The sequence below is a fragment of the Bacillus sp. FSL H8-0492 genome (assembly GCF_038006145.1).
In the GTDB taxonomy this organism is placed as follows: Bacteria; Bacillota; Bacilli; order Bacillales; family Bacillaceae_G; genus Bacillus_A; species Bacillus_A mycoides.
The window spans coordinates 3,986,173-3,999,857 of record NZ_JBBOUP010000001.1 but is presented as its reverse complement, the minus strand read 5'-3'; the positions used below and the strand labels follow the sequence as shown (position 1 = coordinate 3,999,857).

Below are 13,685 nucleotides of genomic sequence, written 5' to 3'. Positions count from 1 at the left end.
GGCATATGCTCTTATTTTAAAGAATAAAAGTAAGAATATTTTAAACTATCTTATTGCTTTTGAGAAAAACGGGGAGGTGCTTGACTATGGGACGTTATGTATTAAAACGTTTCGTGTACATGGCTTTGACATTATTTTTAATTACTACACTGACTTTCTTTTTGATGAAATTACTACCGGGTTCTCCGCTTAAAAACCAGGAGAAGCTATCACCGGCACAAAAAGAAATCATTCTTGAAAAATATGGATTAAATGATCCAGTACCAGTTCAATATGCACGTTACTTAGGTAACTTAGCAAAAGGTGATTTAGGGGTATCATTCCAATATGATAACCGCCCAGTAACAGATATGATTGTGGATCGTATTGGACCATCAGCACAACTTGGTTTACAAGCGATTATATTAGGAACATTTATCGGTTTAATTTTAGGAATCGTTGCGGCGCTTCGTAACAATACGTGGGTCGATTATGGGGCGACAATTATTTCCGTACTCGGGATGTCGGTACCCTCATTCGTATTCGCCGCATTACTACAATATTTCGTAGGGGTAAAGCTTGGTTGGTTCCCAGTAGCATTCTGGAAAGGACCGGAGTTTACAGTAATGCCTACAATTGCCTTATCGATGGCAGTTATCGCAACAATCGCACGTTTCGCTCGTGCAGAGTTAATTGAGGTTATGCAAGCAGACTACATTTTAACAGCGAAAGCGAAAGGAATTAGCCAAGGCGTTATCATTATCAAGCACGCACTGCGTAACGCATTAATTCCAGTTGTAACAATTTTAGGACCAATGGTTGCAGGATTAATTACAGGGACACTAGTTATTGAGCAAATTTACGCTGTACCTGGACTTGGGGAACAATTCGTTAAATCGATTACAGTGAATGACTATACAGTTATTATGGGAACTACAATTTTCTATAGTGCGATCTTCATCTTAGTTATTTTCATTGTCGATATTTTATACGGAATTATTGATCCTCGTATTCGTTTAGCGGGAGGGAAAAAATGATGAAAGATGTACAAAAATTATCTCCAGATTTATTTCAACCAGCCAATCAGAGTAATGTTGATAATGAAGTCATTGCCCGTCCAAGCTTAACGTTTTGGCAAGATGTAAGAAGACGTTTGTTCCAACATAAAGGTGCAATGTTTGGTTTCATATTATTAATGCTTATTGTACTACTAGCAATTTTAGGACCGATGGTAAGTAAGCATTCTTATAAAGAGCAGGATTTAGGTCGTGCGAAAATGCCACCGAAAATTCCAGTGATTGAAAATGTTCATTGGCTACCATTTGACGGTACAGATCAATATGGTGTTGACCAATATGAAAAACGTGATATTAAAGAGTACTTCTGGTTTGGTACAGATGATCTTGGCCGTGATTTATGGACAAGAACATGGGAAGGTACACGAGTATCATTATATATCGCTCTTTTAGCAGCAGCGATTGACTTAGTAATTGGGGTTGCATACGGAGGTATTTCAGCCTTCTATGGCGGCAGAGTAGATAATATTATGCAACGTATTATGGAGATCATTAACGGTATTCCATACTTAATCATCGTTATTTTAATGGTAATCATTATGGGATCAGGTATTTGGTCAATTACACTTGCTATGGCAATTACAGGTTGGATAGGGATGTCGCGTATCGTTCGTGGACAGATCCTAAAATTAAAAAACCAAGAATATGTATTAGCATCTCGTACATTAGGGGCAACGAATACACAGTTAATTGTGAAGCACTTAATTCCGAACGTAATGGGACCAATTATCGTAATGACGATGTTTACAATTCCAACAGCGGTATTTGGTGAAGCATTCTTAAGTTTCATCGGACTAGGTATTCAGCCACCATTCGCATCACTTGGTTCTCTTGTAAATGATGGTTATAAATCAATTCAAACGTATCCACATATGATGTTCATCCCAGCGGTTGTCATCAGTATGTTAATCTTAGCATTCAACTTAATTGCAGACGGATTACGCGACGCGTTAGATCCAAAAATGCGTAAGTAAAAGAGGGGAGAAGTAAAAATGAAAACATTGCTAGAGGTAAAAGATTTGCAAGTCTCCTTTGATACACATGCAGGTGAAGTACAAGCTGTACGCGGTGTTACTTTTGATTTGAAAAAAGGAGAAACATTAGCGATTGTAGGAGAATCTGGTTCTGGTAAATCAGTTACTTCTAAAGCGTTAATGGGATTAATTCCGAATCCTCCAGGACGTATTAAAAACGGTGAAATCGTGTTTGAAGGTCGTGACTTAACGAAACTAACAGAAAAAGAAATGCAGCAAGTACGCGGTAAAGATATTGCGATGATTTTCCAAGATCCAATGACATCATTAAATCCAACGATGACTATTGGTAATCAGATTATGGAAGGTCTTATTAAACACCAAGGGATGAGTAAAGCAGATGCACGTAAAGTTGCTTTAGAATTAATCGACCTTGTAGGTATTCCAAATCCAGAAGCACGCTTAAAACAATATCCTCACCAATTCTCAGGTGGTATGAGACAACGTGTAGTTATTGCGATGGCGTTAGCTTGTAATCCGAAATTATTAATTGCCGATGAGCCGACAACAGCGCTAGACGTTACAATTCAGGCGCAAATTTTAGAACTTATGAAGGACATTCAGCAAAAAACAGAAGCAGCAATCATTTTCATTACGCATGACTTAGGTGTAGTGGCAAACGTTGCAGACCGAGTTGCGGTTATGTACGCTGGTAAAGTTGTTGAAATTGGAACTGTTGATGAAATTTTCTACAATCCAAAACATCCATACACATGGGGCTTAATCGCATCTATGCCAAGCTTAGATGGTGCAGAGGACGAGCTATATGCGATTCCAGGAACGCCTCCAGACTTATTAAAACCGCCAAAGGGTGATGCTTTTGCACCACGTAACCCGCAGGCATTGAAAATTGATTTTGAAATGGACCCACCTTTATTTAAAGTAAGTGATACACACTATGCGGCAACTTGGTTACTTCACGAGCAAGCTCCAGAAGTAAAACCACCGGCAGTCGTTGAAAAACGCATTCTTCAAATGAAAGCAGGTGAACAACATGACTAAACAACGTGAGAAATTAATTGAAGTAAAAAATGTAAAGCAGCACTTCGACGTGAGTGGTGGTGTTGTCAAAGCGGTTAATGATATTTCATTTGATATTTACCGCGGAGAAACATTTGGTCTTGTAGGAGAATCAGGTTGTGGTAAATCGACAACTGGAAGAACGATTATTCGTTTATATGATGCAACTGCTGGTGAAGTGTTGTTCGATGGTGAAAATGTACATGGTAAAAAATCACGTGCAGAGCTGAAGAAGTTCAACCGTAAAATGCAAATGATTTTCCAAGATCCATATGCATCATTAAATCCTCGTATGACAGTAGGGGATATTATCGCAGAAGGTATTGATATTCACGGACTAGCAAAAGGCAAAAAAGAGCGTATGGACCGTGTTCATGAATTATTAAATACAGTTGGTTTAAATAAAGAGCACGCAAACCGTTTCCCGCATGAATTCTCAGGCGGACAACGTCAACGTATCGGTATCGCTCGTGCGCTAGCTGTAGAACCTGAATTTATCATTGCTGATGAACCAATCTCAGCACTTGACGTATCGATTCAGGCGCAAGTTGTAAACTTACTGAAACAGTTACAAAGAGAAAAAGGTTTAACATACTTATTCATCGCCCATGATTTATCAATGGTAAAATACATTAGTGATCGCATTGGTGTAATGTACCGTGGTCAAATCGTTGAGTTGACAACAAGTGAAGAGTTATATGCGAATCCAATGCATCCATATACAAAATCACTACTATCTGCAATTCCGCTTCCAGATCCAGATTATGAGCGCAATCGTAAACGTATCGTATACGATCCATCTCAACATCAATATGGTGAGGAAGCACCAACAATGCGTGAAATTCGCCCAGGACATTTTGTATTATGTTCTGAAGCAGAGTATAAGAAATATAAAGAAATCTATCAATAATAAAGTAGAGCCATTCTTCTATTACAGAAGGATGGCTCTATTTTTTATACTAATTAAACTTAATTTAGTATAAAGAGATTTTATCCAAGTTCTTTTTCTGTTTAAAGACAGCAAATTAAGAGTTTCCAAGAATGAAGAAAAGGCGACTGAAATCCAGCCGCCTTTTTCTTCATTTAGAAACACTTTTATTTTACTGCGCCTGAACAGAAACACTCTCATCTTGCTCATTTGGTTTAACAAGTGCATAATTTTCCCACGATCTACTTCTCCAGCGGAAGAACATAATAATTGCTCGCGTCCATTCGTCGATAGCAATCGCTAGCCAAATACCAACGAGCCCCATGTCTAAATGGAAGGCGAAAAAGTAACCGAGTGGTAAGCTCATTAACACCATGGAGAATGCGCCGATTAAAACAGGGTATTTTGCATCGCCAGCTGCACGAAGTGAATTAATGATGACGATGTTCATCGTCCGTCCTGTTTCAAGTAGTACACTTAGTAAAAGAACGCTTGCCCCTAGAGCGATAATATGAGGATTATCCGTAAATAGTCCCATTAATTGTGTGCGGAATGTAACAACGAGCATGACCATAAATAAAGTTACACCAATCGCCCATTGTACACTTTTCCATACGCGTGTGTAAGCTTCATCCTTTTCATTTCCGCCAACTAGGCGTCCAACGATAATAGCTGTTCCCATACCGATAGCAATGGCGAATAAATAAGTGAACATGGAAATGTTAGTAGCGTATTGTCTTGCAGCTAACGATTCCGTACCTAAGTATGTTGCGTAATATAAGAAGACAATTTGACAAGCTTGATACATGACTTGTTCGAATGCAGATGGAATGCCGATCTTCAAAATTTTGCCAACGTATTCTTTTGATAAAGTGAAGTAATATTGTAATTTCACACGGTATTCCATAACGCGGTACAGTAACCAGAAGAAAACGATAAGTGCGATTAACCGGCTGACAGCGGAAGAAATCGCGGCTCCTTGCACACCAAGTTCAGGGAAACCGAATTTCCCGAAAATAAGTACGTAGTTTCCGGCGATATGAATAATATTCATTCCAAGCGAAACAAACATTGCTTGCTTTGTAAAGCTGTGAACGCGGATAATTGCGGCTAATGAGTTAATAATAGCTTGAAGGAAAATAGCTCCTCCGACGATGGATAGATAGCTTTGTGCATACGTTAGTACATCGCCTTGTAAATTCATTGCCATCATCATATGTTTTGAAAATAAAAGAAAACCAGCGCTTATAATGAGTCCGACCACTAAATTTAATGTGACGGCTAATGCTGATATTTTTGATGCTTCCATAAAGCGTTTAGAACCGAGGTATTGGGATACAACGATAGCTGCACCATTCCCGATGACTTCTAGTACTAAAATCGCGATATGAAGGTATTGATTCGCTGCACCAACCCCAGATACAGCATCGTCTGATAATGCACTTAACATGAAAGTATCAGCGATCCCCATCAGCATAAAAAGAAAAACTTCTAGAAAAATAGGCCATGTTAATAAGAATAAACTTAATTTCTCTGTTGGCCCGTTTTTTGAGCGAATTGCTGTCATGTCCGTCCCCTCTTTACCGATATCTATTTTTAGCAAAGTGTATCGTAACACACTTTCATATCCTTTGCACTTATTTTAGCCTACATATTTTCAATATGAATAAACCTTCATTTTATGACAAAAAAGGAGGAATAATTATGCACAAGATATTATAAAATATAAAATTTATTTTCCTCTGATAATTTAGAAAAGTATAAAAGTTGTCATTTTTAACACTTTAGTTCAATAAAAACGCAGTGTGAAACGTTTACAAATGCACGTGGTGTTAACAGAAAATTTTAATAAAATAGAAATATAAATATACAAAGAATATATTTGTGTGTATAATACGAATTATTAGAACATATATATATTTCTTTCTGTTTGAAAATGAAAGGGCTAACATTTTTTTTGGAGGGTGGAAGTATGAAAAAAAAGATACCAGTTTTTGTAGCATCAACAGTAGCAATGAGCATGATTTTAGGGGCATGTGGCTACCAAAAAGATGAACCGCAAGCGAACGCAAAAGGGGATAGCGGGAAAAGCGGTGCGAAGCAAGTTATTAACTTAATTGAAACACAAGAAATTCCAACGATGGACCCAGCGTTATCAGCTGATGCAGTTTCTTCAAAAGTAATGAACAATACGATGGAAGGCCTATACCGCCTTGGGAAAGACGATAAATTAGTTCCAGGTGTAGCGAAGGAATTCCAAAAGTCAGAAGACGGTAAAAAGTATACATTTAAATTACGTGAAGATGCAAAATGGTCAAATGGTGAACCTGTAACGGCGAAAGATTTCGTGTATGCATGGCAAAGAGCAATTAATCCAGATACAGCTGCGAAATCGGCGTACATTATGTACGATATAAAAAATGCTGAGAAAATTAATAAAAAAGAGATGAGTCCAGACCAATTAGGTGTAAAAGCGATTGATGATCATACACTAGAAGTGGAATTAGATAATTCTATTCCATATCTTGTTGATTTAATGGTCTATCCGATCTTCTATCCTGTTAATGAAAAGTATGTGAAAGAGCAAGGGGCGAAGTTTGGTTTAGAAGCAAATACAACACTTTATAACGGACCATTTACATTAAGTGATTGGCAACATGAACGTAGCTTCAAAATGACAAAGAGCTCATCATATTGGGACAATAAAGAAGTGAAGCTTGAGGAAGTGAACTTTAATATTGTAAAAGATACGTCTACGCCAATTAATTTATATGAAACAAACGCAGTCGATCGAGCGACGTTATTAGCAGAGTTCATCGATAAATATAAAGGAAAACCAGATTTCAAAACGGTAGAAGATACTTCTGTATTCTTCCTTCGCTTAAATCAAAAAGATCCAGCTTTAGCAAATAAAAATATTCGTAAAGCAGTTTCCCTTGGTTTTGACCGTAAACCATTCGTTGATACATTATTAAATAACGGTTCTAAGCCAGCGACGGGATTAATTCCTGACAATTTCATTAAAGGACCGGATAAAAAAGATTTCCGTGTTGAAAATGGAGATATTATAAAACCAAATGTAAAAGAAGCGAAAAAGTATTGGGAAGCTGGTAAAAAAGAGCTTGGTAAAAACGAAATTGAATTAGAGCTATTAAATGAAGACGTTGAATTATCGAAGAAAACTGGTGAATATTTAAAAGGTGAGTTAGAAAAGAATTTACCAGGTTTAACAGTGAAAATTAAACAACAACCATTCGCGCAAAAACTAAAATTAGAAGATGCGGGCGACTTTGTAATGTCATTCTCTGGATGGAGTGCAGACTTCCCAGATCCAGTTACATATCTTGATATGTTCGTAACTGATGGGGCACAAAATAAAATGAAGTATTCTAATCCGAAGTACGATGAGATTATTATGAAAGCGAAGAAAGATGGAAGCGACGTAAATGCTCGTTGGAAAAACTTACTTGAAGCAGAAAAAATGTTACTTGATGACGCTGCGATTGTTCCAGTATATCAACGTGGTAGAGCATATTTACAAAGAGAAACAATTAAAGATATGTACAACCATAAGTATGGCGGGGAAGTAAGCTTCAAATGGGCATCAGTAGGAAAATAACAAAAAAAGCAGGTAATTACCTGCTTTTTTTAGTACGTACGTTTTTTATAAATGCCTTTTCCGCCAACTTGGTTCCAGCCAGATTGTACATCTAAACTTTTGTTAACAAACTTCATTTTTTCTTTCCCACCAAAGAGTTTTTCACCGATGCTATTTGTAATGACACCAATCAATGCTGTTATTCCGATGATGAGGGTAGCAACAATGATAAAATCAGTAAAAAAAGCGATCATATGCAAATTCCCCCTTTGTCTGTCTGTATTTTTATTGTATGAGATAAATGGTAAAAAAGAAAGAAATGTCAGAAAAATATTGGGTTTATTTTAGAAAGCATATAGACATGAGCGGAGAGATTTGTTAAAATAAGAACAAATGTTCCTTTTTCTTCTAACCTTTAGAGTCTTACATTTCTCAAGTGTTTTGTCGGGAAAAGGTAAGAAAACGCTCTCTTTTTAATGGGGAAGATTATGAAACTGTAATTGTATATCAAGTGAAGATTATTGTAGAAAGTAAGTATCAAAAGGGTTGAGGACCGTTGTTAAAGGACAGTTTTACTGAGTATAATCATGTTGCATAGCAGTGGAGTACACGGAGGGATTTTCTCAACTAGCAGTAAATTCACTGTATATTTCTTGCAAAAACTATTGTATAATGATTATAGAAGTTACTTATTAAAAGTAATTATTGTTGCTTACATGAATTGCGATTTTTTACTTTGCTATAAGACAAGTTATCGCGAAAAATTGCGGAAGTTAGAAATTTAAACTGTAATTAGTACAGAATTTGTACTCTTTAAGGAGAGTGAGCTTTGTATGGTAACATTATATAGTTCTCCAAGCTGTACGTCTTGTAGAAAGGCGAAATTATGGCTAGAGGAAAATCATATTCCTTATACAGAACGTAATATTTTCTCAGATCCATTAACGATTGATGAGATTAAAGAGATTTTACGTATGACAGAAAGCGGAACGGATGAGATTATTTCTACTCGTTCAAAAGTTTTCCAAGAATTGAATGTGAACTTAGAGTCTTTACCACTTCAAGATTTATATAAGATGATTCGTGACTATCCAGGTATTTTACGTCGTCCAATTATGATTGACGAAAAACGCCTTCAAGTAGGTTACAACGAAGATGAAATCCGTCGTTTCTTACCACGTACAGTAAGAACGTTCCAATTACGTGAAGCACAGCGTCTTGTAAATTAATTATAATAATATGAAAACCTTCTACCTATTATAGAGTAGAAGGTTTTTTTTTACTGTTTAACATTACGTAATCGCACTTGTTGAACGATAAAGCCTATGCATAAAATGGTGAAAATGAACAAATAAGGGATACTTGTGGCAAAACTAGGATTATGATGAAAAAACGTTGCAAGTCTGTCTTCATGTGTAATCATTTTTCCTGCTGTATAGGCGAGAACTGCTGCTCCGCAATAAATGAGAAATGGAAAGCGTTCCATGAGTATTAAAATAAGTTTGCTTCCCCAAATGATAATCGGGATAGAAATGAATAAACCGATAATTACGAGTGAAAGTTTTCCGTGAGCTGCTCCTGCAATGGCAATAACATTGTCAAACCCCATAACGAGATCCGCGAATACAATTGTACGCACAGCTTGGAATAAAGTTGTTTTTCCTTTGATAGAAGAAAGATCGTTGTTATTATCAGTGAGTAAATTGACCGCAATTAATGTAAGTAAAATTCCGCCGGTGAGTTGTAAAAATGGGATATCAAGTAAATAGACAGCTAGTATCGTGAGGAGAATTCGTAGCACAATTGCTAACATAGTACCAATCAAAATGGCTTTATTTCGTTTTGCTTCAGGTAAATTTCGGCTAGCTAGTGCGATGACAATTGCGTTATCGCCACCTAGTACAACATCGATACCGACAATCATTAGTACAGATGTTAAAAACTCTAAGTCCATTCGTCTGCCTCCATTTATGATGTTTTAATAAGCGAAATATATGTATGTGGTGAAGAAAGTTTGTCTAGTTTTGATCCCGCGTTCCCAGGGACAAAATAATCACCTCTAATAGAAGTTTCACTTTATTACAGTGTACGAGGGAATATGGGAATGTATGTCCAAATTTTTTGCGAGCAGTGAATTGGTATAATGGTATATTTATTCCGATTGGTGCGAGCTAATAATCAGTGGAGGATGAAAAAAATACTGATTATTGTTTCACTTTATGTAAAAAGTCGAATACAGATAGGTATATAACTATTTTTGTAAAATAAATCGATTTTATTTCCCTTCTGGAGAATCTTATCATAAAATGAGAGTACAAGAATCTATTGTTTTGTCATATGAGTGGGGAATCCCTTCATAACAATTCTAAGCAGGAAGGGAGCGTTGTATTTTGGATATTGAAAGAATTAATGACCATACGATGAAATTTTTTATTACGTACATTGATATAGAGGACAGAGGGTTTAATCGTGAAGAAATTTGGTATGATCGCGAACGAAGTGAAGAGCTCTTTTGGGAGATGATGGACGAAGCTCGTGATCATGATGATTTCTTTATCGATGGGCCGTTATGGATCCAAGTGCAAGCAGTCGATAAAGGGATTGAAGTACTTGTAACGAAAGCGGAGCTTTCAAAGGATGGACAAAAGCTGGAACTACCAATAGGTGTAGACAAAATTATAGACATTCCTCTAGATGAAGGCATCGAATCATTATTCCAGCAAGAATTAGTGGAAGAGGTAGAAGAACAAGTAGGAACAAACTTTAATGAAGATGGTACGTTTGGCTTTTTAATTAAGTTTAATGATTTTGAAGATGTGATTTCATTAAGTCATCGTCTTATCTTTGAAGATATAAAAGATGAATTACATTCATTTGAGGACCGATATTATGTATATGTGGAATTCGATGAAGTGCTACATGATGAAGAAGAAATTGATCGTATTTTAAGTATTGTTTTAGAATATGGAGAAGAATCTACTTTAACGATTCACCGTGTAAGTGAGTATGGGAAACAGGTTGTGAAAGAGCGTGCACTTGAGACAATTCGCAACAATTTCCCTCCTAAAATGTAGGCCGATTTCTATAGTATGAAATCGGCTTTTTTTATGAAGAATAGGAAGGCTTTCTTAGTAAGGAGGTAAGAGATGAAAAACACGTTAAAACTACTTTTCTTTTTTCTACTATTGTTCGCATTATTTGTTTCATTACGCATGTTTATTGATGTAGCATTTTATTCGGATGTCATTGGGATAAAGGATGTTTCTATTTTAGGTATTATTAGTATTTTATTTACGGTTTCCGCATTTTTAATTGGATGTGTTATTTTCTTAGAAAACCGCCATCCGTCTAAAACACTTACGTGGTTAATCGTACTAGGTATTTTTCCGGTGTTCGGTTTCTTTGCTTATCTTTTATTTGGACAAAATTTTCGTAGAAAAAGAATGTTCCAAAAGAAGGCATTACTCGATGAACAGGCGTTTTTACAATATAAGGGACACGAAGATTACGAAGAACGGATTTTACGAAATCATAAGCATCAAGAATTGTTATTTCGTTTAGCAGATCGACTAGGTGCTTTAAATATTTCATTTCAAACTGAAACGAGGACATTAACAAATGGAGACGAAACGTTTCAGGCAATTTTAGATGGGTTAAATCGAGCGAAACACCACATTCATATGGAGTATTACATTGTGCGTGATGACAAGCTCGGTACAGAAATTAAAGATATTTTAATAAAAAAATCAAAAGAAGGCGTTGTCGTTCGTTTTTTATACGACGCGGTTGGAAGCTTTAAATTATCAAATTCGTATATTGAAGAATTGAATGATGCAGGAGTAGAAATGATTCCATTTTTCCCTGTGCGCTTTCCAATTTTAAACGATAAAATTAATTATCGAAACCACCGAAAAATCGTTATTATAGATGGAAATGAAGGGTTTGTAGGTGGATTAAATATTGGTGATGAGTATTTAGGGAAGGATAAATATTTCGGTTTTTGGCGAGACACGCATTTATATTTACGCGGTGAAGCAGTTCAAAGTTTACAGCTGATTTTCCTTCAAGACTGGTTTTATATGACTGGTGAGGCGGTATTAGCACCTGAATATTTACAAGCGGAAGCAGTTGAGGGTGATCATTGGGGCGGAGTCCAACTTGTTGGAGGTGGACCGGATAATAAATGGGAAACAATTAAACATTTATATTTTGCAATGATTGCTTCAGCTAGGAAATCGATTTGGATTGCAACACCATACTTTATCCCAGATGGTGATATTTTATCTGCATTAAAAGTAGCTGCACTTGCTGGTATTGATGTTCGTTTGTTAATGCCAAGTAAGCCAGATAAGCGGACTGTCTTTTATGCATCAAGATCGTACTTTCCGGAGTTATTAGATGCAGGAGTAAAAATATATGAATATGAAAAAGGTTTTCTTCATAGTAAAGTTGTCATCGTGGATTCTGATCTCGCATCAATTGGGACAGCTAATATGGATATGAGAAGTTTTCATTTAAACTTTGAAGTAAATGCCTTTTTATATGATACAGGTAGCATTCGAAAGCTCGTTCAAGATTTTAAAGACGATTTAGAAGAATCCAGTGAAATTCATGTTGACCGATTTCATAAGAGACGTCTTCATAGGCGGATTGTTGAATCGACGTATCGGTTATTATCACCTTTATTATAGAAAGAGATGTCCTAATTTAGGACATCTCTTTTTTTGAGAGGAATTTGTAGTAAATTGTAGAATACAAGAAGTTGAAAGGGTGTGATGGTGGATGTTTATTGCAAGGAGAGAAAACGGAGAGAAAATTCATCTATTATATAACCGGGATGAAGAACGTTTACGCGAAATGCGTAAACGAGAAAAATTCTTTTGTACAGCTTGCGGAAAAGAAGTGCAAATGAAATTAGGAACACAAAAGAGCTGGCATTTTGCTCATAAGAAAGTGGATTCATGTCTTACCTTTTATGAAGCAGAATCTATGTATCATATGCACGGTAAAGAATTGTTATATAGATGGTTGAAACGTCAAAATTTTCATGTGGATATAGAGCATTACCTTCCAAAAATCCAGCAAAGACCAGATGTTTTCGTAGAGAGAGCAGGTAGGGAAATTGCGATTGAATATCAATGCGCCAATCTCTCCATAGAACAGCTTTCTAAACGAACATACTCGTATTGGCAAGCTGGTATACAGGTCATCTGGATCATTGGTGGAAATCAATTAAAAAAGCAATCTGCATATTGGATGAAATTTTCCTCACTTCTGGCTTTCTCCTTACAATCTTATCCTCAGCCATTTCTTATGTTCTTCTGTCCGAAACAAAAATCGTTTATGAAATGCGCATTTATCACTCCGTTTTCTACAAATGTCTCTTTCTCACATACTATTTATTTACCAACTGATACGACTACTGTTGACATGCTCTTTTCCTCTGTTCCTTTCCAAAAAGAGGTATTAGGACAAGAATGGAAGAGAAAAAAGAACCATTTTCGGCAAAACGCTCTATCTATCTGGAATTATAATCATAAGTCACTACTCCGCCTCTTATATCAATATAAATGTACCCCAGCGAGCTTTCCTTCTGAAATCGGTGTTCCGCTCCCATCCGCGTTTGCTTTTCAAACAAATCCATTTACATGGCAAGCTTTTCTATACATGAAGTGTATAGGTGAGCTTGCGGTAGGGAATTGTATTTCCCTTCAATATGTGTGTAGTTATGTAAAAAAAAATACGAAAATGCGCTTACTTCCGTACTTTTCACAACATATATGGAAAGTAGCGGTTACTGAATATATGACTTTTTTATGTTTTGTAGGCGTGTTGCATAAAGTAGGGACTTATACGTACCGAAAAATGAGGAATATAGTTATGTTACAGGCGGAGGAGGAAGTTAGGAAATATGATGAAATTTGCTTAGCACATGCACTATCTCTATTTGAGACAAAGTTCAACATGAGAGAAGAAAAAGGGGATATAATAAAGAATGAACGTGAAGGAATTACATAAGAAAAACAGAATTGTACTTAAGTAGAGATATT

At 36.3% G+C, this 13,685-nt stretch carries 12 protein-coding genes; 9 read left to right on the top strand and 3 right to left on the bottom strand.

Annotation, left to right across the window (positions count from 1 at the left end; genetic code table 11):
• Positions 1-86 precede the first annotated feature (86 nt).
• The 4 genes from opp3b to MHH66_RS20530 are packed head-to-tail and all read left to right on the top strand — an operon-like array spanning position 87 to position 4,019.
• Positions 87-1,016 carry an oligopeptide ABC transporter permease gene (gene opp3b / locus MHH66_RS20545; protein WP_000534165.1) on the top strand — a complete coding sequence of 310 codons (930 nt, stop codon included), beginning with the start codon at positions 87-89 and terminating at the stop codon, positions 1,014-1,016.
• Positions 1,013-2,029: an oligopeptide ABC transporter permease gene (opp3C, locus tag MHH66_RS20540; RefSeq protein WP_012260546.1), complete on the top strand. Its 1,017-nt coding sequence runs from the start codon at positions 1,013-1,015 to the stop codon at positions 2,027-2,029. Before opp3b ends, opp3C begins: the two co-directional genes overlap by 4 nt.
• A gap of 18 nt (positions 2,030-2,047) precedes the next feature.
• A complete protein-coding gene (locus tag MHH66_RS20535; protein WP_002011337.1) occupies positions 2,048-3,091 on the top strand; it encodes an ABC transporter ATP-binding protein in 1,044 nt (347 codons plus the stop codon).
• Entirely contained in the window at positions 3,084-4,019 is a 936-nt protein-coding gene (locus MHH66_RS20530; RefSeq protein ID WP_002086978.1) for an ABC transporter ATP-binding protein, read from the top strand. The genes MHH66_RS20535 and MHH66_RS20530 overlap by 8 nt, the downstream gene beginning before the upstream one ends.
• 190 nt (positions 4,020-4,209) lie before the next feature.
• On the opposite strand, the gene MHH66_RS20525 is transcribed toward MHH66_RS20530, so the two are convergent.
• A complete protein-coding gene (locus tag MHH66_RS20525; protein WP_078184091.1) occupies positions 4,210-5,655 on the bottom strand; it encodes an MATE family efflux transporter in 1,446 nt (481 codons plus the stop codon).
• Between the two features lie 354 nt (positions 5,656-6,009).
• Here MHH66_RS20525 and MHH66_RS20520 point away from each other — a divergent pair, with 354 nt between their 5' ends.
• Complete coding sequence (locus tag MHH66_RS20520) at positions 6,010-7,656, top strand: peptide ABC transporter substrate-binding protein (protein ID WP_063217369.1); 1,647 nt, start codon at positions 6,010-6,012, stop codon at positions 7,654-7,656.
• A gap of 29 nt (positions 7,657-7,685) precedes the next feature.
• Here the strand turns inward: MHH66_RS20520 and MHH66_RS20515 are convergent, their stop codons facing one another.
• Positions 7,686-7,889, bottom strand: coding sequence for a hypothetical protein (locus MHH66_RS20515; protein WP_000559981.1), 204 nt, complete (start codon positions 7,887-7,889; stop codon positions 7,686-7,688).
• Between the two features lie 579 nt (positions 7,890-8,468).
• Between MHH66_RS20515 and spx the strand changes: the two genes are divergently transcribed.
• Entirely contained in the window at positions 8,469-8,864 is a 396-nt protein-coding gene (spx, locus tag MHH66_RS20510; protein WP_002011348.1) for a transcriptional regulator Spx, read from the top strand.
• A gap of 50 nt (positions 8,865-8,914) precedes the next feature.
• Here spx and MHH66_RS20505 read toward each other — a convergent pair whose 3' ends face one another.
• Entirely contained in the window at positions 8,915-9,589 is a 675-nt protein-coding gene (locus MHH66_RS20505) for a TerC family protein (protein WP_061674935.1), read from the bottom strand.
• A 436-nt stretch (positions 9,590-10,025) separates the two neighbouring features.
• Between MHH66_RS20505 and mecA the strand changes: the two genes are divergently transcribed.
• The 3 genes from mecA to MHH66_RS20490 all read left to right on the top strand — a co-directional run bounded on the left by mecA (position 10,026) and on the right by MHH66_RS20490 (position 13,653).
• Entirely contained in the window at positions 10,026-10,709 is a 684-nt protein-coding gene (gene mecA / locus MHH66_RS20500) for an adaptor protein MecA (RefSeq protein WP_002011351.1), read from the top strand.
• 72 nt (positions 10,710-10,781) lie between these two features.
• Positions 10,782-12,326 (top strand): cardiolipin synthase, encoded by a 1,545-nt coding sequence (locus MHH66_RS20495; RefSeq protein WP_078184093.1) that lies wholly within the window; start codon positions 10,782-10,784, stop codon positions 12,324-12,326.
• Between the two features lie 91 nt (positions 12,327-12,417).
• On the top strand, positions 12,418-13,653 hold the full coding sequence (locus MHH66_RS20490; protein ID WP_078184094.1) for a competence protein CoiA: 1,236 nt from the start codon (positions 12,418-12,420) through the stop codon (positions 13,651-13,653).
• Positions 13,654-13,685 lie beyond the last annotated feature (32 nt).